Annotated in this window: 20 protein-coding genes; 8 read left to right on the forward strand and 12 right to left on the reverse strand. The window is 64.4% G+C overall.

Features of this window, described 5'->3' with window-relative positions:
* The first annotated feature begins 168 nt into the window (after positions 1-168).
* From KVO92_RS09540 to KVO92_RS09550, 3 genes are all read left to right on the forward strand, one after another.
* Positions 169-525 carry a 4a-hydroxytetrahydrobiopterin dehydratase gene (locus KVO92_RS09540; RefSeq protein WP_217475340.1) on the forward strand — a complete coding sequence of 119 codons (357 nt, stop codon included), beginning with the start codon at positions 169-171 and terminating at the stop codon, positions 523-525.
* On the forward strand, positions 522-1,718 hold the full coding sequence (locus tag KVO92_RS09545; protein WP_217475341.1) for an amino acid aminotransferase: 1,197 nt from the start codon (positions 522-524) through the stop codon (positions 1,716-1,718). Before KVO92_RS09540 ends, KVO92_RS09545 begins: the two co-directional genes overlap by 4 nt.
* A gap of 525 nt (positions 1,719-2,243) precedes the next feature.
* Entirely contained in the window at positions 2,244-3,068 is an 825-nt protein-coding gene (locus KVO92_RS09550) for an EAL domain-containing protein (protein ID WP_217475342.1), read from the forward strand.
* 7 nt (positions 3,069-3,075) lie between these two features.
* Here KVO92_RS09550 and KVO92_RS09555 read toward each other — a convergent pair whose 3' ends face one another.
* From KVO92_RS09555 to KVO92_RS09585, 7 genes are all read right to left on the reverse strand, one after another.
* A complete protein-coding gene (locus KVO92_RS09555) occupies positions 3,076-3,759 on the reverse strand; it encodes a type 1 glutamine amidotransferase domain-containing protein (RefSeq protein ID WP_217475343.1) in 684 nt (227 codons plus the stop codon).
* 1,035 nt (positions 3,760-4,794) lie between these two features.
* Entirely contained in the window at positions 4,795-6,684 is a 1,890-nt protein-coding gene (locus KVO92_RS09560; RefSeq protein WP_217475344.1) for a methyl-accepting chemotaxis protein, read from the reverse strand.
* Positions 6,685-6,910: 226 nt separating this feature from the next.
* Positions 6,911-8,377: a sodium-dependent transporter gene (locus KVO92_RS09565; protein WP_217475345.1), complete on the reverse strand. Its 1,467-nt coding sequence runs from the start codon at positions 8,375-8,377 to the stop codon at positions 6,911-6,913.
* Between the two features lie 83 nt (positions 8,378-8,460).
* Entirely contained in the window at positions 8,461-9,141 is a 681-nt protein-coding gene (maiA, locus tag KVO92_RS09570) for a maleylacetoacetate isomerase (RefSeq protein WP_217475346.1), read from the reverse strand.
* 271 nt (positions 9,142-9,412) lie between these two features.
* Positions 9,413-10,822 (reverse strand): sodium-dependent transporter, encoded by a 1,410-nt coding sequence (locus KVO92_RS09575; RefSeq protein WP_217475347.1) that lies wholly within the window; start codon positions 10,820-10,822, stop codon positions 9,413-9,415.
* A 196-nt stretch (positions 10,823-11,018) separates the two neighbouring features.
* Positions 11,019-12,113: a Glu/Leu/Phe/Val dehydrogenase dimerization domain-containing protein gene (locus KVO92_RS09580; protein WP_217475348.1), complete on the reverse strand. Its 1,095-nt coding sequence runs from the start codon at positions 12,111-12,113 to the stop codon at positions 11,019-11,021.
* A 295-nt stretch (positions 12,114-12,408) separates the two neighbouring features.
* Positions 12,409-15,879: an indolepyruvate ferredoxin oxidoreductase family protein gene (locus KVO92_RS09585; RefSeq protein WP_217475349.1), complete on the reverse strand. Its 3,471-nt coding sequence runs from the start codon at positions 15,877-15,879 to the stop codon at positions 12,409-12,411.
* A 239-nt stretch (positions 15,880-16,118) separates the two neighbouring features.
* Between KVO92_RS09585 and KVO92_RS09590 the strand changes: the two genes are divergently transcribed.
* Complete coding sequence (locus KVO92_RS09590) at positions 16,119-16,586, forward strand: Lrp/AsnC family transcriptional regulator (protein WP_217475350.1); 468 nt, start codon at positions 16,119-16,121, stop codon at positions 16,584-16,586.
* 36 nt (positions 16,587-16,622) lie between these two features.
* Here KVO92_RS09590 and phnN read toward each other — a convergent pair whose 3' ends face one another.
* From phnN to KVO92_RS09610, 4 genes are all read right to left on the reverse strand, one after another.
* The gene (gene phnN, locus KVO92_RS09595) at positions 16,623-17,183 is read right to left on the reverse strand and encodes a phosphonate metabolism protein/1,5-bisphosphokinase (PRPP-forming) PhnN (RefSeq protein ID WP_217475351.1); all 561 of its coding nucleotides are present in this window, start codon (positions 17,181-17,183) and stop codon (positions 16,623-16,625) included.
* 52 nt (positions 17,184-17,235) lie between these two features.
* The gene (locus KVO92_RS09600; protein WP_217475352.1) at positions 17,236-17,658 is read right to left on the reverse strand and encodes a DUF192 domain-containing protein; all 423 of its coding nucleotides are present in this window, start codon (positions 17,656-17,658) and stop codon (positions 17,236-17,238) included.
* Between the two features lie 51 nt (positions 17,659-17,709).
* The gene (locus KVO92_RS09605; protein WP_217475353.1) at positions 17,710-18,486 is read right to left on the reverse strand and encodes a DNA-formamidopyrimidine glycosylase family protein; all 777 of its coding nucleotides are present in this window, start codon (positions 18,484-18,486) and stop codon (positions 17,710-17,712) included.
* 147 nt (positions 18,487-18,633) lie between these two features.
* Positions 18,634-19,968 carry a short-chain fatty acid transporter gene (locus KVO92_RS09610; RefSeq protein ID WP_217475354.1) on the reverse strand — a complete coding sequence of 445 codons (1,335 nt, stop codon included), beginning with the start codon at positions 19,966-19,968 and terminating at the stop codon, positions 18,634-18,636.
* A gap of 296 nt (positions 19,969-20,264) precedes the next feature.
* Here KVO92_RS09610 and catC point away from each other — a divergent pair, with 296 nt between their 5' ends.
* The 4 genes from catC to KVO92_RS09630 are packed head-to-tail and all read left to right on the forward strand — an operon-like array spanning position 20,265 to position 22,648.
* A complete protein-coding gene (gene catC, locus KVO92_RS09615; RefSeq protein WP_217475355.1) occupies positions 20,265-20,549 on the forward strand; it encodes a muconolactone Delta-isomerase in 285 nt (94 codons plus the stop codon).
* A gap of 7 nt (positions 20,550-20,556) precedes the next feature.
* Positions 20,557-20,853 (forward strand): YciI family protein, encoded by a 297-nt coding sequence (locus KVO92_RS09620; RefSeq protein ID WP_217475356.1) that lies wholly within the window; start codon positions 20,557-20,559, stop codon positions 20,851-20,853.
* Between the two features lie 24 nt (positions 20,854-20,877).
* Entirely contained in the window at positions 20,878-21,930 is a 1,053-nt protein-coding gene (locus KVO92_RS09625; protein WP_217475357.1) for a cyclase family protein, read from the forward strand.
* Between the two features lie 16 nt (positions 21,931-21,946).
* On the forward strand, positions 21,947-22,648 hold the full coding sequence (locus KVO92_RS09630) for an SDR family oxidoreductase (RefSeq protein ID WP_217475358.1): 702 nt from the start codon (positions 21,947-21,949) through the stop codon (positions 22,646-22,648).
* 157 nt (positions 22,649-22,805) lie between these two features.
* On the opposite strand, the gene KVO92_RS09635 is transcribed toward KVO92_RS09630, so the two are convergent.
* Positions 22,806-23,687, reverse strand: a complete 882-nt coding sequence (locus KVO92_RS09635; RefSeq protein ID WP_217475359.1) for a pseudouridine synthase — start codon at positions 23,685-23,687, stop codon at positions 22,806-22,808.
* Positions 23,688-23,755: the final 68 nt, after the last annotated feature.

Below are 23,755 nucleotides of genomic sequence, written 5' to 3' on the forward strand. Positions count from 1 at the left end.
CCGTTTCGGCCGCCAACTTGACGGGAAGAACGCGCCGAAGGCTCAACCACCGACCACGACGAGGCCTCTTTACAACGTGGCGGACCAGGCCTCACGCGTGGACAAGCCTGCGGCGTTGTCCACCCTACGCTGCTTAACTCTTATGACCCTAACCACAAGGACCAGACCATGACCGCCCTGACCCAAGCCCACTGCGAAGCCTGCCGCGCCGACGCACCCAAGGTGTCCGATGACGAACTGGCCGAGCTGATCCGGCAGATTCCGGACTGGAACATCGAAACCCGTGACGGCCACATGGAGCTGGAAAAGGTTTTCCTGTTCAAGAACTTCAAACATGCCCTGGCCTTTACCAATGCCGTCGGCGAGATCGCCGAAGCCGAAGGTCATCACCCCGGCCTGCTCACCGAGTGGGGCAAGGTCACCGTGACCTGGTGGAGCCACTCGATCAAAGGGCTGCACCGCAACGACTTCATCATGGCTGCGCGTACCGACGAGGTGGCCAAGACTGCCGAGGGCCGCAAGTGAAGCATTTCGCACAGGTGGAACGCGTCCCGGGCGACCCGATCCTCGGGCTGCTGGACGCCTATCGCGCTGACCCGAACCCGGCCAAGCTGGACCTGGGGGTCGGCGTCTACAAGGACGCCCTGGGCCTGACGCCGATCCCCAAGGCGGTGAAGCAGGCCGAGCGGCGGCTGATTGACAGCGAACAGACCAAGAGCTACATCGGCGGCCATGGTGATCCGCTGTTCGGTGAGCAGCTGTTGAAATTGGTGCTTGGCGAAAGCTCGCCCGCACTGGTTGGCAACCGCGCCGGCTGCACCCAGACACCCGGTGGCACCGGCGCGCTGCGGTTGGTAGGCGACTTCATCGCCAAATGCCTGCCCGGTCGCAGCCTCTGGCTCAGCGACCCGACCTGGCCGATCCACGAAACCCTGTTCGCCGCGGCGCGCCTGAAGGTCGAGCATTACCCTTACGTCGATGCGCAGAACCGGCTGGATGTGCCGGCGATGCTTGCCACGCTGGAGCAGATTCCCAGCGGCGACGTGGTGTTGCTGCACGCCTGCTGCCACAACCCCACCGGCTACGACCTGAGCCGGGATGACTGGCGGCAGGTGCTGGACATCGTGCGCCGCCGCGAGCTGCTGCCGCTGTTCGATTTCGCCTACCAGGGCTTCGGCGACGGGTTGGACGAAGACGCCTGGGCGGTGCGCCTGTTCGTCGAAGCCTTGCCCGAGGTGCTGATTACCAGCTCCTGCTCGAAGAACTTCGGCCTGTACCGCGAGCGGACCGGTGCGCTGATCGTCGTCGCCGCCGATGGGGAGTCGCTGGTCGACGTGCGCAGCCAGTTCGCCTCGGTGGCGCGCAACCTCTGGTCGACACCGCCCTCGCATGGTGCTGCGGTGGTCGCGACGATTCTGGCCAACCCCGAGCTGCGCCAGCTCTGGCAGCGGGAAGTCGCCGCCAAGCGCGAGCGCATCGCCGGTTTGCGCAAGGGGCTGGTGGAAGCCCTCGCTCCGCACGGTCTGGCTGAACGCTTCGCTCATATAGCGCAGCAGCGCGGGATGTTTTCCTACACCGGTCTCACCGCCGAGCAGGTGCTGAGACTGCGCCGTGAGGATTCGGTGTATCTGGTCGAAAGCGGTAGGGCCAACATTGCCGGGCTGGATGCGGCGCGGCTCGATCAACTGGCGGCCGCCATCGCCCGCGTGACGAGCTGATCATCCTCAACCCGCTAGAAACCCAAAGGCCGGCCGCTGTGGCCGGCCTTTGCGTATAGCGTCCACCGGAAGCGAACGGCATCAATTCGTGCCTAAAGAGCTTCGGCCCGAGGGCGGGCCTCCCACAAACGCAGTGCATTCGAGCATCGAGGTTGCGGTGGCGCGAGCCGCGGCGACGGCATCAGCTCAGTGCCAAAAGCTCCAGTGCGGGGGCGGGGGCCTCCACAAACGCAGCGCCTTCGAGCACCGAGGTTGGGGTGACGCGCCCTGCGGCGAACGGCATCAGCTCGGTGCCCGGACGCTTCGCTGAGGGCGCCCCCATGGCAGCATCACGCTTTTACGCCAGGCATGACGGAACCCATGGGCGACTCCTGTGTCGTAGCATTTAGCCATCACGCGCAAATGCTTTCTCGCCTACCATTACGCTTGTTGTCCGGTGTGGTTGCGGGTCCGGTGACGAACGGACTCTAGCGCCAGCCGGGACAGCCGCTATCTTTCAGCAACAGGTTTCGAACGAGCGCGCCAATGACCCATAGCAACACCGACGGTAACCCTGCTCCGCACCAGTACGCCTGCCATTCGGCCAGTGAGCACGGCGCCTGTCCCAGCTGCGCCAGTGGCGAGCGCCTCGGCTTTCGCTTCAGCTACGCCTATCAACCGATCGTGGATATCGCCAACCGCGAAATCTTTGCCCATGAGGCCCTGGTACGCGGTGTAAACGGCGAACCCGCCCCCAGCGTGCTGGCGCAGGTAACCGAAGACAATCGCTTCCGCTTCGATCAGGCATGCCGGGTCAAGGCCATCAAGACCGCCGCCAAGCTCGAGATGCAGAGCAAGTTGTCGATCAACTTCATGCCCAACGCCATCTACCGTCCGGAGCTGTGTATCCGCTCGACGCTGGAAGCTGCGCATGCCCACGGCTTCCCGGTCGAACAGATCATCTTCGAAACCGTTGAAGGCGAGCGCATCAGCGATGCGAAATGGCTGACCGAAGTGTTCCGCGAATACCAGCGCATCGGCTTTCTCACCGCCATCGACGATTTTGGTGCCGGTTTCGCCGGGCTCAACCTGCTCGCCGACTTCCAGCCGGATCTCATCAAATTGGACATGGACCTGATTCGCGGCATTGATCAAAGCCACGCGCGCCAAGCCATTGTCCGCGGCACGGTGGGTATGTGCGCGGAGCTGGGCATTCAGGTGATTGCCGAGGGCGTCGAAACGCCGGATGAATGCAAGGCCTTGCGCGACCTGGGCATCAGCCTGATGCAGGGTTATCTGTTCAGCAAACCGCTGTTCGAAACCTGCAGCCACGCCGGTTCCCTGGCATGGCCGAACGAGCCGGCGAGCTGAGCGAGGCTCAGCCGGTTTTCAGCAGTTTGAGCAGCTCGCGCGCGGCCTCTTCTGAGGACGCCGGGTTCTGGCCTGTGACCAGCAGGCCATCGACCTGCACATAGGACGCCCAGTCCGGCCCCTTGCTGTAGTCGCCTCCGATCTCCTTGAGCTTGTCTTCCAGCAGGAAGGGCACCACCTCGGTGAGCTGCACGCCCTCCTCCTCGGTGTTGGTAAACCCGGTGACGCGTTTGCCTTTGACCAGATACTCGCCGTCCACGCCGCGCACCTGTACCAACGCAGCCGGCGCGTGGCATACCGCCGCTACCGGCTTGCGCGCCTGGATGAAAGCTTCGATCAGGGCTATGGACGTCGCGTTACCGGTCAGGTCCCACAGCGGGCCATGGCCGCCGGGGTAGAACACCGCATCGAAGTCCGCCGCCGATACCCCATCCAGCTTGCGGGTATTGGCCAGCAGGGCCTGGGACTCGGCATCGTTCTTGAAGCGTTTGGTCATCTCGGTCTGGGCATCCGGCGCATCGCTTTTCGGATCCAGCGGCGGCTGCCCACCCTTGGGCGAAGCCAGGACGATCTCGGCGCCGGCATCCTTGAACACGTAGTAAGGCGCGGCGAACTCTTCGAGCCAGAAGCCGGTGGGTTTGCCGGTGTCACCCAGCTTCTCGTGGGAGGTGAGCACGATGAGGATTTTCATGAAGGTCTCCTGTGGTCGGGTGGCCCGGGATTGGCGGGGCCTTGGTTTATCTGGACCATGGGAGGGGGGAATCGGTCAATTGGCATTGGCGGCGGTCAAAGCCGTGGAGCCGGTTGCCACGCTTGATGCCCAGGCGATTACTAAGTGGCCCCCATTCGATCCGCGCTCCCGGGGGCCGGCGTCTTCGAAATTTGATGGCCGAGCCATTTTTCGAGTGGAGTTGAGCATTGGTTTCGCCCTGCTGGGCGAGTCACTTTTTCTTGAGTGGCCAAGAAAAAGTAACCAAAAAGAAGGCCACCCCTGCATCCGGGTTTTGCTTCGCAAAACTTCCCTCCCTCCGGCGCTGCTCCGGGGGTCGTCGCGAAGGGCCATCCCTGGCCCATCGCTCCTCGCTCGGCATCCATGCCTCGCGTCCCCCTGCGCAGCACCTACGCTCGGCCTCCTGAAGGGGACTCGGGACCGAGTCGTCTGGACGTTCTTGAACAGATTCGTAGGGTGGAAAACTGCGAAGCATTTTCCACCGCAATCGAGGCCGCGATTGGTCTCGAACTCCGCGCAAGAAACTCGGTGGGTAAGCTTCGCGTTACCCACCCTACAGAGGGCCTCTGCAAGCGCGTCATTGCACGGCCCATCAGACACCACCGAATCGCCCCTTTCAGGAGGCCGAGCGCAGGTGGCGTGGAAGGGGTTGAGCGGCATGGATGCCGCGAGAGCCGCGAAGGGCCAGGGATGGCCCTTCGCGGCGGGCCCCTGGAACGTCACCGGAACGAGGGAACCCCGGCGCAGCCGGGGCCGGATGCAGGGGCAAGCGTTTTTGCTTACTTTTTTTGGGGCCGGCCATCCGGCGTCTGGAAAAAGTGACTCGCCCAGCAGGGCGAAACCAATGCCTATAACAACCCGACCAATCGGCTAACCACGCGGGCCCGCAGCACAAAAATTCGCACCAGGGACTCAGCGTCCCCAACGCTTACGGCAATGCAAACTCGTCAAAAATAAAAAAGGGCGCCGAAGCGCCCTTCTTTCATCAACCCCGGATCAGATCCGAAAACTCCCCACCAACTGCTTCAACCGCGCCGCCTGCTGCTCCAGATCGCCACACGCCCGCAACGTGGACTGCAGGTTCTCGACGCCCTCCTGGTTCAGCGTGTTGATCTCGATGATGTCCATATTCAGCGACTCGATCACCGAGGTCTGCTCCTCGGTAGCGGTGGCCACCGACTGGTTCATCGCGTCGATCTCGCCGATGCTCAGGGTCACGCTGCCCAGACGTTCACCGGCCTGGTTGGCGATGCCCACGCTGGCCTCGCTTTGGCGCTGGCTCTCGGTCATGGTGCTCACCGAGTCACGAGCACCGACCTGCAGCTTCTCGATCATGCCGTGAATTTCCTGCGCCGAGGTCTGGGTGCGATGCGCCAGGCTACGCACTTCGTCCGCCACCACGGCAAACCCACGCCCGGCTTCGCCGGCACGGGCCGCTTCGATGGCGGCGTTGAGCGCCAGCAGGTTGGTCTGCTCGGAGATGCCCTTGATCACGTCGAGGATCTGGCCGATGCCGACGGTCTGGTTGTTCAGCGCCTCGATCTGCTGGCAGGACGCACTGATGTTGCTCGACAGCTGCTTCATCGCCTGGATGTTCTGCTCGACCACCTTGCGCCCGTCTTCGGCCTGATGGCTGGCACCGCTGGCTTGCTGCGAGGCATCGGCCGCGTTGCGGGCGATTTCCTGGGCAGCGGCGCCGAGCTGGTTGATCGCTGCCGCGACGCTGTTGGTGCGGCTGGCTTGCTCGTCGGAGTTGAGCATCGACGAGTTGGAAGCCGCCACCACGCGCTGCGCCACTTCGTTGACCTGCTGGGTCGCCGAAGACACCTCGCGGATCGAGCCGTGGATACGCTCGACGAAGCGGTTGAAGGCCTTCGCCAGCTCGCCGAACTCGTCCTGCGATTGCACGGACAGGCGGCGCGTCAGGTCGCCCTCGCCTTCGGCGATGTTGGCCATGGCGCGGCCCATGTCGGTCAGCGGACGCATCAGCACACGGATCAGCATGCCCAACAGCACCATGATGAACACCACGGCGATCACCGCAGCCACCAGGGCCGAGGTGCGGAAGCTGGACAGCGCGGCGTAGGCCTTTTCCTTGTCAACTGAGATACCGACGTACCAGGTCACCGACGGCAGGCCGGCAACCGGGCTGAAGCTGAGGATGCGTTGCTGGCCGTCGAGCTCGGCCTCGGTGAAGCCACTGGTCAACGCTGGGGTGTTCTTCGGATAGAGCTCGGCGAGGGTTTTCATCACCTTGTTCTGATCCGGATGGACCAGCACCTTGCCGTCGCCGCTGACAAGAAAGGCATAGCCCATGCCGTCGAAGTTCAGCGCATTGATGATGTCCACCAGCACCTTGAGGCTGAGGTCGCCACCGACCACGCCCAGGTTCTGGCTGCCGGCCTTGGCCGGGGTCGCGGCGGTGATGATCAGCTCGTTGGTGGCCGCATCCTGATAGGGCTCGGTCAGCGTGGTCTTGCCCGCATTAATCGCGTCCTTGTACCAGGGGCGCTGACGCGGATCGTAACCAGCCGGCAGTTCGAAGCGTGGATAGACGATGAACTCGCCATCGTTACGACCCAGGTAGGTAAAGGCGAAGGTCGAGCTGAGCGCCGGCTGCTTGACCAAGGCTTCGACCGCCTCGCCGGAGCTGTCACGCGCGATGGTCTGCGCGGTGTTTTCCAGCAACACGAGGCGGCCGGACAACCAGTTCTGAATGTTATGCGCCGTGACTTTACCCATCTCGTCCAGGTAGCTCTCGAGCTTGGCCTGGATGGCATTGCGCTGCAGGTAATCGTTGTAGAGCGTGAATAGGGCGAAGGTCGCGATCACTACGAGTGACGCGGCCAGCAGGATCTTATGGCTGAACTTGAGACGGCTAGGCATGGGCGTGTCCGTATTGATCTGGGTCAAATCGAAGATCCTTTTCCTGGCTGAACGTCCTTGTGCTGATCGCTGTATCGGCCTGCCGCGATAGACCTTGAGATAGCCACCGGTCGGCCGAACAAAATGTATTCGCGGGAAAAGAGCCGGCTGCGGCCTGCGCATATAAAAACGGCACTCCATTGCTGGAATGCCGTTCTGTCAGTTACTGCCGGTGGGGCGTTGTCGCTCAGGCGCTGCGGCCCACCAGTGCCGGCCAGACCCGCGGCCGCAAGCCCTCGCCGAGGATGGTCAGCGCGCCGATGGCGCCGGCGATCCAGTACCAGCGCACCAGTGGGTCGAAGCCCAGCCAGCCAAGGGCGTGCAGGAAGACCATGGTGATCAGCACCGGGCAGACGTAGCGCACCATGAACAGCCACAGCGCATAGCCCAGCGGTGGCAGACCCAGCTCATCGCGCATGATGTCGCTGCGCAGCACGTAGCCGGCGAACACGACGATGAAGATCCCGCCCAGCGGCATCATCCAACGCGAGGTCAGGTAATCCAGCCAGTCGAAGAAGTTCTTGCCCAGCGGCGTCCAGCCGGCCATCAGGTTGAACGAGAGCATCGCCAGCAGGCTGATCACCAGCAGTACCGCACCGGCGCCGATAGCTGCCTTGAGACGGCTGATGCCGTGCTTTTCGTTCAGATAGGCCACGGTCGCCTCGATCATCGAGATGGCCGAGGTCAACGCGGCGATCGACACCATGGCGAAGAACAGCACACCGAACAGCGTGCCGAACGGCATCTGCTGGAAGGCCAGCGGCAGGCTCATGAAGATCAGGCCCGGGCCGGCGGTCGGGTCCATGCCGTTGGCGAAGATGATCGGGAAGATCGCCAGGCCCGCCAGCAGCGCCACCGCGGTGTCGGCAATGGCGACCATGAAGGTGGTGCGGGTGATGGACTGCCCGTCCGGGATGTAGGAGCCGTAGGTGAGAATCGCACCGGAGGCCAGGCTGAGGGTGAAGAAGGCATGGCCGAGCGCGGCCAGCAAGGCTTCACCGGTGAGCTTGGAGGTGTCGAAGCTGAACAGGAAGGCGAAGCCCTCGTCGAAGCCGCCACTGGTGAAGGCGTAACCGACCAGGATCAGCAGCATCACCGCCAGCCCTGGCATCATCCAGCGCACCGCACTTTCGATGCCCTGCTGCACGCCCTTGGCGACGATCCACAGGGTCAGCAACGCCACCAGCACGCTCCAGCCGCCGAGCTGCCAGGGATTGGCGTTGTGCGCCTCGAACACCTGGGCCAGGCTGTCCACGGAACTGGCCGCGAGCGAGCCGTCGAGCATCTTGACCGTGTAGGCGAAGGCCCAACCGGCCACCACCACGTAGAAGCAGAGGATCAGGAAGCCAGCCGCCATGGCCATGGCGCCGACGCCCTTCCACAGCGGACTGCTGCCGTTCTCGCGCACGGCGCGGCCGATGGCATCGATGGGGCTGCCACGCCCGCGGCGGCCGATGGCGATCTCGGTCATCATCACCGGAATGCCGATGGCCAGGATGCACGCCAAATACATCAGCACGAAGGCACCACCGCCATACTGCCCGGTGATGTAGGGAAATTTCCAGATATTGCCAAGGCCGACGGCCGAACCGGTCGCGGCGAGGATAAAGCCCCAGCGGGAAAGCCAGAGGTTCTTGGGTGTTTCACGGGTCATGCGTCACCTGTTTGTTGTTATCTGTGACGGAAATCGAACCCATCGCGCTCGTGACGCGACGGAGTGGCAAGGCGGATCAACCTTTATTGAGCGTCGGGCTGCACCTCCGGAGCTGCTTTGGCAAAAGCGTCGAGGGTTTCGCACTGCTCGGTCATCTGCAAAATGCGTGGGTACGCACTGAGGTCACAGGAAAAACGGCGCGCATTGTATACCTGCGGGATCAGGCATGCCTCTAGATACCCCGGCCGTCTGCCGAGTGACAGCTTGCCGTCGAACGCGGCCAGCCCCTGCTCGACACCGGTCAGCCCGGTGGCAATCCAGTGCTGTATCCATTGCTGCTTGGCCTCGTCCTCGACGCCCAGCGGGCCGCTGAGGTACTGCAGGACCCGCAGGTTATTCAGCGGATGGAGATCGCAGGCGATGTGCATCGCCAGTGATCGCACCCGTGCCCGGTCGGCCGGATCGTCCGGCAGCAGCGCTGGCAGCGGGAAGACTTCTTCCAGGTATTCGAGGATGGCCAACGACTGGCTGATGCGCTCCTGACCGTCGATCAGCAGTGGCACCAGCTCTTGCGGGTTGAGTGTCTTGTAAACGACCGAATGCTGCTGGCCGCCATCCTTGACCAGATGCACCGGCAAATTCTCGAAGGCGAGGCCCTTGAGGTTCAGCGCGATGCGCACCCGGTAGGCGGCGCTGGAGCGCCAGTAGCCATAGAGCTTGAGCGTTGGCGAGCTTGAAGCTGCCTGGATCTCGGTGTCGTTCATGAAACTCCCTGCTCTGACCTGTGATGATGCAGTGACCTGCACGAGGGTCGGCCGCACCCTACCTGTCGCGGGCCGGCGGCACCATCTCAAACCAGCCGGACGGCGGCGACAAGCGGGATTCGACGAACCTCGAGCCGCCCGGCCCGCCTGCCCTGGAAGCTTTTCTTTACAGGCCGCCAAACCGAGCACGCTCGCCGCCCTTTGCCACCACGGTGTAACGGAAACCTGACAGGCCACTGCGGCAAGCTGCCGCAGCGCGCCTCGATTCGGCTCAGATCACCCCGCTCAGGTTGAGAAACACCAGCACGATGGCCAGCGGTGTACCAAACCGCAGCAGCAGCCACCACGCACGGAACAGCCCCGGCTGGTGGATGCCGATCGCTTCGCGTACCGCCTCTCGCTTCATCACCCAGCCGGTGAACAGCACCGTGGCGAGCCCGCCCAGCGGCATCAGCCAGTTGGTGGTGAGGTAGTCGAGGCTGTCGAAGAAGGTCTTGCCGAACAGCTGGTAGTCGGACCAGTGATTGAACGAAAAGACGCTGCCCAGGCTCAGCAACCAGAGCACGGCACCGCTGACCAGCACCGCCTTGAGCCGGCTCATGCCGAAGCGCTCGGTCATCCAGGCGATGCTCGGCTCACTCAGCGAAATCGCCGAAGTCAGGGCGGCGATCACCAGCATGATGAAGAACAGCCCACCCACCACCTGGCCCAGCGGCATCTGACCGAAGGCGATCGGCAGGGTGACGAAGATCAGCCCCGGTCCCGCACCGGGCTCCAGCCCATTACCGAACACCAGCGGGAAAATCGCCAAGCCGGCCAGCAGTGCCACCGCCGTGTCGGCCAGCGCCACCAGGATCGACGTCTTGGCAATCGAGGTGCCTTCGGGCAGGTAGGAGCCATAGACCATCATCGCGCCGCAGCCGAGGCTGAGGGTGAAGAAGGCATGGCCCAGCGCGATCAGGACGCTGGTGGCGGTCAGCTTGGAGAAGTCCGGCACGAAGAGAAATTCCACCCCACGGGCGAATTCGCCGTTGAGCGCAGCGTAGCCGACCAGTATCAGCAACAGCAGGAACAGACCGGGCATCAGAAAGCGCAGCGAGCGCTCCAGCCCGCCGCGTACCCCGAAGCCGACGATCAGCATCGTGGCTGCCAGGACCAGGCTGCCACAGACGACCAGCCGCAGCGGATCGGCCAGGAGCACGCTGAACATCGCACCGCTGGCATCGCCGCTGACACCGTTGAAGTTGCCGACGAAACTGGCCGGTACGTAGGCCAGCGCCCATCCGGCCACGACCAGGTAGAAGCTCAGAATCAGAAAGCCGGTCAGCCCGCCCAACCAGCCGGCAACCCGCCAGCGGCTGCTGGCGCCGGCTTCGCGGGCAAGACGTGCGACCGCGCCGTCGGGGTTCCGCCGACCGCGCCGACCTATCATCACCTCGGCCATCAGCAAGGGAATGCCGATCGCCACAATGCAGGCGAGGTAGACCAGTACGAAGGCGCCACCCCCGTTCTGCCCGGTGATGTACGGGAATTTCCAGATATTGCCCAGGCCGACCGCCGAGCCGGTGGCGGCGAGAAAGAACACCCAGCGCGAGGACCAGAGGCCACGCGCCGCGCTTTGCTGAGTACGAACGGAGGCACCACCGAGCGTACCGGCGGCGAGGCTGCTTTTTTCAGTCATTGCGGATTCCTGCTTGTTGTTTTTGTCAGGGCTGTACAACGGAAACGCCACTGGGGAACCGGGACCGCACGCAGGGCAAGCGCGCGACTGCCTGTTCGCGATGCCAGGCTGCTTGGCTTGTCGCTTCCATCAATGGCTCGGCAGTACGGCTGGCTGCCGATAGAAACCGGGCGGCACGAGGCCGCCCGGGAATTCGCTAGGCGTGCAGGCGCTGCTGGCTAGGCTGTGCAGCGTGCTCGCCGGCGCGCAGGCGCTCGAGCGCCAAGCGGTCAGCGATGATCGAAGTCGGCTCGCCACTTGCGGCGGCGCGATTGAAGATCTCGCGCAGGGTGTCGCCGATGCCTTTGACATGGGCGTCGATCTGCGCCGCGCTGCCGCCGATGCGCTGGTAGTAGACGTCGATGATGCCGCCGGCATTGATCGCGTAGTCCGGCGCGTAGAGGTGATTGCGCCGCTGCAGCTCGACGCCGATCTCCGGGCTCGCCAGCTGGTTATTCGCCGCCCCGGCGATTACCGGCGCCCGCAGGCTCTGCAGGGTCTCGGCATTGAGAATGCCGCCCATGGCGCAGGGGGCGAAGACGTCCACGTCCAGGCCGACGATGTCGTGCGGGCGCACCGCGTGTGCATCAAGCTCAGTCACCGCTTGTTGCACATTGGCATCGAAGATATCGCAGACCCACAGCTCGGCACCGGCCGCCTTGAGGTGGCGGGCCAGCCCCATGCCGACATGGCCGACGCCCTGGATGGCGACCTTCAGGCCGGTCAGATCATCTCGACCGAGGCGCTGGCGCACGGCTTCGCGCAGACCGACGAAGACGCCGAGCGCGGTGGACGGCGACGGGTCGCCGCTGGCGATGCTGCCATCCAGGGTGGTGCGTGGCGTGGCGCCGATGACGTGCCGGGTGCGCTGGGCGAAGGCTTGCATTTCCGGCTCGCCGGTGCCCGAATCCGCCGCCGTGATGTAGCGCCCGCCAAGGCTGTCGACGAAATCGCCCATGGCGTGCAGCAGTGCCTGGCTCTTGCCGGTGTGCGGATCACCGATGATCACCGCCTTGCCGCCACCAAGCTTGAGGCCGGCCAGCGAGGACTTCAGCGTCATACCGCGCGACAGACGCAGCACGTCACGTACGGCATCGTCGTCGCTGGCGTAAGGGAACATCCGGCAGCCGCCCAGCGCCGGGCCGAGCGTGGTGTCGTGGATGGCGATGATGGCGCGCAGCCCCGATGCCTTGTCATGGCAGAAGACGACCTGTTCGTGGCCGTCAAAATCAGGATGGGTGAAAACGGACATTGCGGATTCCTCTTGTTGTTTGGTTCGGGAACCGGCCCCGCCGGCCCCCGTGTCTGTTTGGTGGGTCTGGTCTGGTGGGCTAAAGCCCACCCTACGGCGACGCCGCGCCTTTGCAGGCGGGCCAAATTTGTAGGGTGGGCTTCAGCCCACCAAAACCCTGGTACTTCGCTGGTGGGCTGAAGCGAAACGCCGCCCGGTCCACCCTGAGTCGCTGTAGGAGCGGGCTCTGCCCGCGACCGCGTCAGCGCCACCCTGGTCGCAGGCAGAGCCTGCTCCTACCTCGCTCGTGCCGGCCCTACGCCGCCGGCTCGAACAGCCGCACGGTCTGCACTTCGTCGCCGCGGTTGAGCTGCTCTTTGAGCAGCTTCTCCTGCTGGCGCGCCTTGACGATCGAGCGCTCCTTCACCGGGCCGTAGCCACGGATCAGTTCCGGCAGCGCGGCGATGGCCACAGCAGTGCGGTAATTGGTCGGTTTGAGCTGCGCCAGGAGCTCGTCGAGGTTGCGCTCGTACTCGCTGATCAATTCGCGCTCGACGCGCCGGTCATGGCCGTAGCCGAACACGTCCAACGGCGTTCCGCGCAGGAACTTCAGCTTGGCCAGCACGTTGAAGACGTTCAGCACCCAAGGCCCCAGCTCACGCTTGCGCGGCTCGCCGGTGGCGCTGTCGCGCTTGGCCAGCCAGGCCGGGGCCAGGTGGAACTGCAGCTTGTAGTCACCTTCGAACTGCGCTTCGAGCTGCTGGCGGAATTCCGGCTCGCTGTACAGCCGCGCCACCTCGTACTCGTCCTTGTAGGCGAGCAGCTTGAAGTAGTAACGCGCCACGGCTTTGGACAGCGCCAGGTCGTCGGCCGTATCCACCTCACGCACCCGCTCAACCATGGCGCGGTAGCGCTTGGCATAGGCCGCGTTCTGGTACTTGGTAAGGAAGTCCACACGCCAGTCGACGATTTCTTCCAGGGTCTGGCAGATGGGCTCGGCCATTTCCGCCGGGCGCGCCAGCTTCTCCACCGCCTCGCGCTCGAGTACCGCACGGCGGCCCCAGCGGAAGGCCTGCAGATTCAGCTCGGTGGAGACGCCGTTGATGGTGATGGCCTTCTCGATGGCCTCGGCCGACAGCGGCAGCAGCCCCTGCTGATAGGCAAAGCCGAGCAGGAAGAGGTTGGTGGCGATGCTGTCGCCCAGCAGTCGGGTCGCCAGGCGCGTGGCGTCGATGAAGTGGGTCTTCTCGGCGCCCACCGCATCGACCAGCGCTTCGCGCATGGCCTTGCCCGGCACCTGGGCATCGGGGTTACGGGTGAATTCGGCAGTTGCCGATTCGTGGCTGTTGATCACCGCATGGCTGATCTGGTCATTGAGGCGAGTCAGCGAATCGTCACCGGCGGCGACCACCAGATCGCAGCCGAGCAGCAGATCAGTTTCACCGGCGGCAATGCGCACGGCATAGATATCGTCCTGCTTGGCGGCGATGCGGATGTGCGTCACCACCGGGCCGAACTTCTGCGCCAGCCCCGCCTGATCGAGCACCGTGCAGCCCTTGCCTTCCAGGTGCGCGGCCATGCCCAGCAGCGCACCGAGGGTGGTCACACCGCTGCCGCCGACACCCGGGATCAGCACGTTCCACGGGCGTTCGAGGGTCGGGTGCTGCGGCTCTGGCAGCTGCGCCGGATCAAGGCTGGCGCCCACCGCTTCCGGCTTGCGCAGCCCACCGCCATGTACGGTGACGAAGCTCGGGCAGAAGCCTTCGACGCAGGAGAAATCCTTGTTGCAGGCGTTCTGATCGATCTCGCGCTTGCGCCCCAGTTCGGTTTCCAGCGGCATCACGGCCAGGCAGTTGGATTTCTCGCCACAGTCGCCGCAACCCTCGCACACCGCCGGGTTGATGAAGGCACGCTTGGCCGGATCTTCCAGCTTGCCGCGCTTGCGCCGACGGCGCTTCTCGGTGGCGCAGGTCTGATCGTAGATGATCACCGACACGCCCTTGAATTCGCGCAGTTCGCGCTGCACGGCGTCCAGGTCGCGGCGATGGTGGAAGCTGGTGATCGGCGCGAAGGTGTCGCGGGTCGGGTACTTGTCCGGCTCGTCGCTGACCAGGGCGATGCGCTTGACGCCTTCGTCGGCGATCTGCCGGCTGAGCTGATCGACGCGCAGCTCGCCATCGATGGGCTGACCACCGGTCATGGCCACGGCATCGTTGTAGAGAATCTTGAAGGTGATGTTGACGCCAGCGGCCACCGCGGCGCGCACGGCCAGGCTGCCGGAGTGGAAATAGGTGCCGTCGCCGAGGTTCTGGAACATGTGTGGCGTGTCGGTGAACGGCGCCTGGCCGATCCAGTTCACGCCCTCCCCGCCCATCTGGGTGAAGGTCTCGGTGCGCCGATCCATCCACTGCACCATGTAGTGACAGCCGATGCCGGCGGCCGCGCGGCTGCCTTCGGGGACCTTGGTCGAGGTGTTGTGCGGGCAGCCGGAGCAGTAGTGCGGGGTGCGCACGGTGTCGTAGTTGCGCGCGGCCAGGGCCTTTTCCTTCGCGGACAGGAAGGCCAGGCGCGCCTGGATGCTGTCGCTGGTGTAGATCGGCGCGAGGCGCTTGGCGATGACGCGGGCGATCATTGCCGGGGTCAGTTCGCTGAGGTTGGGTAGCAGGGAGCTGCCATGCTCGTCGAACTCGCCGACCACCCGTGGCCGCTTGCTGACCGGCCAGTTGTACAGCTGCCCGGTGAGCTGGTCTTCGAGAATGCTGCGCTTCTCCTCGACCACCAGAATCTCGTCCAGCCCCTGGGCAAACTCGTGCACCGAGACCGGCTCCAGCGGCCAACTCATGCCGACCTTGAGCACCCGCAGGCCGACCGAGGCGCACAGTGCTTCGTCCAGGCCGAGGTCATCGAGCGCCTGGCGCACGTCGAGATAGGATTTGCCGGTGGTGATGATGCCCAGCCGCGGGTTCGGCGAGTCGAGCATCACCTGGTTGAGGTTGTTGGCCCGGGCAAAGGCGCGCGCGGCGTAGATCTTGTAGAGGTTGAGGCGTTTTTCCTGCGCCAGCGGCGGGTCCGGCCAGCGGATGTGCACGCCGTCTTCGGGCAGTTCAAAGTCTTCCGGGATGCGCGTCTTGACGCGTAGCGGATCGACTTCCACCACGGCGGAGGAATCGACGTTTTCGGCGATGGTCTTGAGCGCCACCCAGCAGCCGGAATAGCGCGACAGCTCCCAGCCGATGATGCCGTAGTCGAGAATTTCCTGGACGTTGGACGGGTTCAGTACCGGGATCGAGGCGGCAATGAAGGCGTGCTCGCTCTGGTGCGGCAACGTCGAGGACTTGCAGCCGTGGTCGTCACCGGCCAGCAGCAGCACGCCGCCGTGGGGCGAAACGCCGGCCGCGTTGCCATGTTTGAAGACGTCACCGGAGCGGTCGACGCCCGGCCCCTTGCCGTACCACATGGCGAAAACGCCGTCGTATTTGGCGCCGGGAAACAGGTTGGTCTGCTGGCTGCCCCAGACCGCCGTTGCCGCCAGTTCCTCGTTGAGGCCCGGCTGGAAATGGATGGCGTTCTGCTTGAGGAACTCGCGCGCTTCCCAGAGGCTCTTGTCCAGCATGCCCAGCGGCGAGCCGCGGTAGCCGGAGATGAAGCAACCGGTGTTCAGGTTCTGAGCCTGGTCGCGCTGATGCTGCAGCATCGGCAGGCGGGTCAGCGCCTGGGTGCCGGTGAGGTACAGATGTCCGGTTGCGAGCCGGTACTTGTCATCCAGGCGGATCTCGGCCAGTGACATGTGGCGCTCCTGTTTGTTTTTATCGGAGTCTGGGATGTGGGTTTTCACATCCCGCCTAAAAAGTCGTGCGCAGCTGCACGGTAAGCCGGCCCACGCCAGCGACCGGCGGGGGATCACCCCACCGTTGCGCGTTGATAAGAGTCTGGCCGTGACGGAGAGAGATTTTCTTTCTACTTTTGCGGTGTAAGCGCCATCGCGTGCATGATCCATCCACAAACAACAACAAAACAGGAACAACCATGCAGACTCCGCTGAGCAGCATCGATCGCAAGATTTTGCTGCTGCTGCAACACAACGCCGATCTCTCTGCCGCCGAGGTGGCAGAGCGGGTGGAGCTGTCGCAGTCGCCGTGCTGGCGACGCATCCACCGCATGCAGGAAGAGGGGCTGATCGAGCGCAAGGTCGCCCTGCTCAATCCCAAGAAGCTCGGGCTGAACATGACGGTGTTCGTCAATATCAAGCTGTCCGCCCACGGGCGCAGCAACCTGGACGAATTCGAGCGCGCCGTGGTGGGTTATCCCGAAGTGCTGGAATGCCACACCATGGCCGGCGAATCGGACTACCTGCTCAAGGTGGTGGCCAAGGACATCGACAGCTACGAACGCTTTCTGCGCGATCAGCTGTTGCAACGTCCCCATGTGCAGGAAGCGCATTCGCACATCGCGATGAGTGAAGTGAAGCGCACCACCGAGCTGCCGCTGGACTAGCGGCAGCGCAATGGATGCTGGCGTGAACGGCGACGGTCAGGCGCGCGCACGGACCTCGTCGATCAGCTGCAACAGACGTTGCACGGTGTGCTCCAACGCCCCGGAGTTGTCCAGCAACAACGCCTCCTCCTGCGCCGCCGCCGAGCGAAACTGCTCGTTGCGCGCCAGGCGTGCCTCGATCTCGGCCAGCGGCTCGCGCCCGCGCGCCAGCAAGCGCTCGCGCAGCACCGGCAGCGCCACCGTGAGCAACACGGCCTGTAGCTGCGGATAGCGTTTACGCGCTTCGCTCAGATAACCCCGCGAACCGTTGACCAGCACATCCTCACCGGCCGCCAGCCAGTCATCGATCTGCCGAGGGATTCCATAACGCAGCCCGTTGGCCTGCCAGTCCAGGGCGAAGGCGCCACTGCGCCGTAGTTCCTCGAACTCGGCCGTGCTCACCGGCTGGGCGTCCTCGCCGGTCGCCTCGGCGGAACGGGTGATGACGCGCCGCGCGATCCGGCAACCGCGGGCCTGCAGCGGCTCGCGGGCGGCCAGCAGCAGGCTGTCCTTGCCGGCGCCAGACGGGCCCATGAGATAGAACAAGTGCCCCGTCATCGGCTACCTCTGCCACCTATAAGGATCGGCCGCACGGCCGTTTGATCGCTGTTCATTCCTGCTCCGGGATGCCGGTTACCTGCGCACCAACGCTCAAGGCGCGCTGGCGAAACCAGCCCTGATTCACTTCGAGGGCATAGCGTGCAGGTTCGCTCGAACAGCGGATCGTGCGGTCCAGCGGCTGCAGATCGATCATGTCGACGATGCGCCCCTGCTCGTCCATGAAGGCTGCCGACAGCGGCAGCGGTGTGTCCTTCATCCACAGGCAATGGCGGCGCACTTCGTCGAAGCGAAACAGCATGCCACGGTCGGCCGCCAGTTCGGTGCGCTCCATCAGGCCGCGCTCGCGCTCGGCGGGAGTACGGGCGTATTCGGCGCGCAACGCGGAACCACCGACCCGCAGTTCGAGCAGCGGCTCGCCGGCGAAGGCCAGGCAGCTGAGACCAGCGAGAGACAGCAGCAAAGCGGTACGCATGGGCAATGCTCGAAGGGGACGGTTGAGGCGCAGCATACCAAGCCGCGCCCGCTACGCCTCGTCCAGCGGCGCCTCGAGCGTCACCTTTTCGCTTTCGCCATAGCGCTTCTGGCAGCGCTCGCAATAGAAGCTACGGCGCTTGCTGCGCCCGAGTGACTTGGCTTTGACCAAGGGAACCTTGCAGCGCGGGCATGTCGTCTTCGTGTGGGCCAGCCAATGCGCTTTCAGCGTGCCCTCGCGCTTCCACTGGAGAAATTCGAAGCTGTAGGTGCGTACCTCCCGCGTCAGCTCGCGAAGCTTGGCTGCCGGCAAATCGCCAATCAACGACAGCGGATGGATGCGCGTACGAAACAGCACCTCGTTTTTGATGATGTTGCCCGAGCCGGAAAACAGCGTCTGGTCGAGCAGCGCATCGCAGGCCAGCAGCCGCGGCCGGGCACGTAGTTTTTTCAAGGCCGCCCGGTTATCCCAGGCATCGCTCATGACATCCGCGCTCCAGTCGTAGGCCTCATCCAACGGCCCTTCGATAGGCTGCACCGAGCACCCATAGAAATTCAGCTCGCCATTGGCGAACCCGAGGCTCAGGCGCGGCGCCGACTCCTTGCGCTCGTTGATCCGGTAACTACCGAACAAGAGCAGGTGGATGCGCAGGGAGACGTCATCCAGCTCGATCAGGAAGTGCTTGCCCCAGCTGCGAAACGATCGCACCGACTGACCGACTAATCGTGCCTTGTCGAGCTTGGAGTTGCCTTCGGCACGTTCGATGACCTGACCGGTAAAGACGTCGGCCTGTTCGCGAAGAATGACGATCGATGGACCTTCAGGCATGGCGATATCGCTTCGGCTGGGGGCGTTAACGATATCGACTGGAGCCTGACGCAAAGGTGCGGTGTATGGCTGTGTCGAGCCGAGATCAGAAACCAGCAGACACTTCCCCCGCTCGGCCGCATGCGCGGCCGGCGAGAGGGGCGACCCTCAGGCCGAGAGGTACCCCCAGACCCAGATGGTGCCGCCGAAGATGATCCCCAGATAACCCAGAATCAGCACCATGTAGCCCATGATGTCGCGCAGCTTGAGTTTGGAGATGGCAAGGACCGGCAACACCCAGAACGGCTGGATCATGTTGGTCCATTGGTCGCCGACCTGCACGCCCAGCGCCGTGGCTGCGAAAGACGCGTTCAGCTCTCGCGCCGCCTCGATGACGACCGGCCCTTGTACCGCCCATTGGCCACCGCCCGACGGCGCGAGGATGTTGATCAGGCCGCCACTGACGAACGACCAGATCGGCAAGGTCTCGGCTGTGGAAATCCGCACGAACAGCTCCGCGAAGGAGACGACCAGCCCAGACCCGACCAGGATGCCCATGATCCCGGCGTAGAACGGATACTGGACGATGATTCCCGAGACGATCTTGACGCCCTCGCCCAGCGCCGCGAGGTAGCGCGCCGGCGATGCGAACAGCAGGATCCCGAGAAACAGGAAGATGAAGTTGACCGTGTTCAGATCCAGCGAGCCACCGTCGGCGAAGTGCAACCCAACGTAGACCATCCCGAGCAAGCCGATGACGATGCCGACCACCTTGCTGTGATTCATCCGGTCGGCCAGCGAGACGTCTTGCCGGCCCTCCAGGCTCGGTTCGAACGGGACGGCGACGGTGGCCGGATCGATTTCGACGACGTTCTTCGCGTCCTTCGGGTGCAGCCAGGCGTTGAACAGGGGCAGGGTCAGCACCACCAGCGCGGTGGCGATCAGCAAGGGCGCACTGAAGATGGTCTCCGACAAAGGCACCAACCCCATACGGTCCTGCAAAAAATGCCCTTCCGTAGCGATGAGCAAGGGCACACTGCCGGACAATCCGATGCCATAGACCGAGAAACCGGAAAACGCGGCGGCGATGACCAGCGGGTAGTGCAGGCCCCGCACCTTGAGCGCCAGCTTTTGCGCCACGATGCTGCCAATCACCAGGCCGAACCCCCAGTTCAGCCAACTGCCGAGGGTGCCGACCAGCGTAGCGACCACGATGGCGGCGAACGGCGTGTGCACGGTGCTGGCGATGCGGTCGAGCAGGCCATCGACAAAGGGGGAACGGGCCAGGATGTAGCCGGCCAACAAGATGACCGTCATCTGCATGCTGAACGCCAGCAGGTTCCAGAAGCCGTCGCCCCAGTAGCGGGTCGCGTCGAGCGGGCTTGCGCCCTCCACCAGCACGGCCAGGATCAGCGTAAGCAGGGTCAGGCCAATGGCGATCACCAATGGATCAGGCATATAGCGATTGACTAAGCGCGTGAAAAAATTGGCTAACGCATTCATCGTGGTCCCCCGGGTGCCGTCTTCTTTTTAGTTGGAGCCCAACGGTAGGCGGACGGCACCCATGCTAGCAATTCGATAATCGACTTATCGTTCGATTATCGAACAATAAGTCAATGGCTCGACCGGTGCCGTGCGGGCTCGAGGCATGTGCATCAAACGACCGCCGACCGCTCGCTGGGGATAAAGCGTTCGATTACCGCACATCTCCACAGGCCTGAGGATTGCGTAGCCGAGCGTGCGCCCCGTACGGTCTAAAGCCCGCCAGCGAATGGCGCTCAACGGCCGGAGCCGTCCAAATGCTTTTCCTCGTGCATATGCAAGTGAACATCCCCCACGACCTCGCCCCCGCCGACGCCGCCGCGCTTATCGCCAAGGAAAAGGCCTATTCGCAGGAACTGCAGCGCAACGGCACCTGGCGCCATCTCTGGCGCGTGGTGGGGCAGTACGCCAACTACAGCGTGTTCGATGTGGCCAGTAACGACGAACTGCATCAGATGCTCAGCGCGTTGCCGCTGTATCCCTACATGACGCTGGAGGTCACCCCGCTGGCCCAGCATCCGTCTGCACTGGCTCAGAACTGAGGTCTGCATGCCCTACCTGATCGAAACCTTCGACAAGCCTGGCCAGCAACAGCTGCGGCGCGATACGCGCGATGAGCACCTGCGCTTTCTCGAGGCGAACAAGGCACTGCTGCTCGCCTGCGGCGCCAAGCTCGCCGATGACGGTAGTGACCTGGGCGGCGGCCTGTATGTGGTCGACCTCGACACACGCGATGAAGCCAAGCGCTTTATCGCCGACGACCCGTTCAGCCGCGTCGAGCTCTTCGAGCGCGTCACCATCACCCGCTGGCGCAAGGCCTATCTCGCCGGCCAGTGCTTTCTCTGAACCACGACCGCCTGGGAGCCGTATATGAGCAACCAACGCTGGAAGCATCGTCCGGAGGGCTCGAACTGGGGCGACTACGGCAAAGATGACCAGCTCGGCAGGCTGAATCTGATCACCGCGGAGAAAGTGCTCCAGGGCATCGCCGAAGTGCGCGACGGCAAGACCTTCTGCCTCAGCCTGCCACTGGACCTTCCCGGCGGCTGCGCCCTCAACCCCAATCGTCATCCACCGGTGCTGCGACCCACGCTGCGTCAGGGCGGGGTCAACTTCAATTTCCACATGGCCAACCTGCAGGCCGGGCGGCCGGACGTCCTGTGCGACGACCTGGCGATCCTGCATCTGCAGTACTCGACCCAGTGGGACAGCCTGGCGCATGTGGGTGCGCTGTTCGACGTGGATGGCAACGGCGTGCCCAAGCCGGTGTACTACAACGGCTACGCCGCCGACGAGCACATCCGCGGTCCGAAGCACCCGGACGATGCCGGCGTGCAGGAGCACATGCGCACCGAGAGCACATCCCAGGCCGGCGCGCTGGGCATCGAGCGGATGGCTGCAACCGGCGTGCAGGGCCGCGCCGCGCTGATCGATCTGCATGCCCACCTGGGAGATGCACGCACACTGGTGGGTTATGACACCTTGATGCGCATACTCGAAGCCGACCGGGTCGAGATCGAACGCGGCGACATCGTCTGCCTTCATACCGGCTTCGCCGACGCGGTGCTGGCCATGGCCGGCCAGCCCGATCCTGAGACCCTGACCGACAGCTGCGCAGTGCTCGACGGGCGTGACGACAAGCTGCTGCAGTGGATCACCGACAGCGAACTGGCGGCCATTGCGGCGGACAACTATGCCGTCGAGGCTTATCCGGCCGCAGGCGGCAACGCCTGTTGCGCCGCCTTGCCGCTGCACCAGCATTGCCTGTTCAAGCTCGGCGTTCACCTGGGTGAGCTCTGGCACCTCGGCCCGCTGGCGGCTTATCTGCGTCGCCAGGACCGCTATCGCTTCTTCCTCACCGCCCCGCCGCTGCGGCTGCCCGGCGCTGTCGGTTCACCCCTGACGCCTGTGGCGACTGTCTGACCCCTGCGAGATCGTTATGAGCCTACCTAGAGTCCTGATCACGGGCGGTGCCGCCGGCATTGGTGCCGCCACCGTCGAACGCTGCCGCGAAGAGGGTTACGACCCCATCGTCATCGACCGTGAAGGCAGTGGCATTCACGCCGACCTGTCCGACCCGGAGGCCACCGCCGAGGCGCTGCGCGAAGCCTTGGCGGGTGGCCCGATCACCCGTCTGGTCAACAATGTCGGCATGGTCTGCCCGGCCACGGCCGAGGCGCAGACGCTCGCCGAACTCGACCGGGTCATGGCGCTCAATCTGCGCTGCGCCATGCAGTGCATGCAGGCGCTGCTCCCCGGCATGCAGGCAGTCGGCTTCGGTCGCATCGTCAACATGGCCTCGCGGGCCGCACTGGGCAAGGAACTGCGCACCGCCTATGCGGCCAGCAAGGCCGCCCTGATCGGCATGACCCGCGTCTGGGCGCTGGAACTGGGCGCCCATGGCATCACCGCCAACGCGGTCGGCCCCGGCCCGATCCGCACGGAACTGTTCGACCGCGCCAACCCACCCGGCGCGCCCCGCACCCAGAAAATCATCGACTCGGTGCCCGTCAAACGTATCGGAACCGCCGACGACGTCGCCCATGCCGTCGCCTACCTGCTCGACGAACGCAGCGGTTTCGTCACCGGCCAGACGCTGTACGTCTGCGGCGGCATGACAGTGGGCGTGGTAGACCTCTGAACCCGCTCCCCGGCGACGAGCCACTGTGGTCGGGACGGCCGCGTCACCAAGCCAGCTGTAAACGACTTTCGAAACGCCGCTGGTGCCGGTCAGCGGGGCGCCAACGTGGATGATGGTGGGCTCGACTGACCGAAGCCCCAAGACTATTCGTACCGCCCTACCAATCCAGCTGCAGCCGGCTTTCGAAACGCCGCCGCTCGCCGGTCAGCGGGTCGTCGAATTGCAGGGCGCGCGCCAGCAGCTTGAGGGGCTTGGCGTAGTCGTCCTGGTCACGCCGTGCCCGCTCGATCAGCTCGGGGTAGAAGGGGTCGTTGCAGATCCCCGCGCCAAGCGTGGCCATCTGCAGGCGCAGTTGATGCTTGCGCCCGGTGACCGGATAGAGCGCATAGCGCCAGAGCTCGCCGCGGCGTTCGAGCACCTCGATGCGGGTCTCGCTGTTGGGTTCGCCGTCACCCTGCTTCATGAGGAAGAACGGCTCGCCGTCGATCATGTGCAGCCGCTCGGTGCGCGGGAATGGCAGATCGGGCAATGCGGGGCAGATCGCCTCGTAGACCTTGTCGATGCGGCGCTCGCGGAACAGCGCCTGATAACGGCCGCGGCTCGCGGGTGTGGTGGAGAACAGCACCAGCCCGGCGGTGAGCCGGTCGATGCGGTGAATCGGCACCAGATCGGGATTGCCCACCTGCTTGCTCAGGCGCGCCAGGAGGGTCTCGTTGACGTACTCGCCAGCCGGCATCACGGGCAGAAAGTGCGGCTTGTCCGCCACCAGCAGGTGCTCGTCGAGGTGCAGTACCTGCGCGTCGAACGGAATCGGCTTCTCCGCCGGGACCTCGCGAAAGTAGTGCACCTTCAAGCCGGCCTGGTAAGGGTGATCGGCCGCAAGCGGCAAGCCTTCGGCGTTCAATACGCGGCCCCGGGCGAAGCGGTCCAGCCAGGTGGCGCGATCAATGGCCGGGAAGTGCGCGCAGAGACAATCCAGCACGGTCGACCAGTCGCCTGGGGGCAGGTGCAGCGTACTGCGGGCATCGGGAAGGCTCATCGGGGCATCGCACTGGTGGAACGGGCCGCCCATGATACCCGAGCGCGTCGCCGGGCTCGCCCCGCGCC

Origin of the sequence: Stutzerimonas stutzeri (genome assembly GCF_019090095.1) — a bacterium.
Classification (GTDB): domain Bacteria; phylum Pseudomonadota; class Gammaproteobacteria; order Pseudomonadales; family Pseudomonadaceae; genus Stutzerimonas; species Stutzerimonas stutzeri_AN.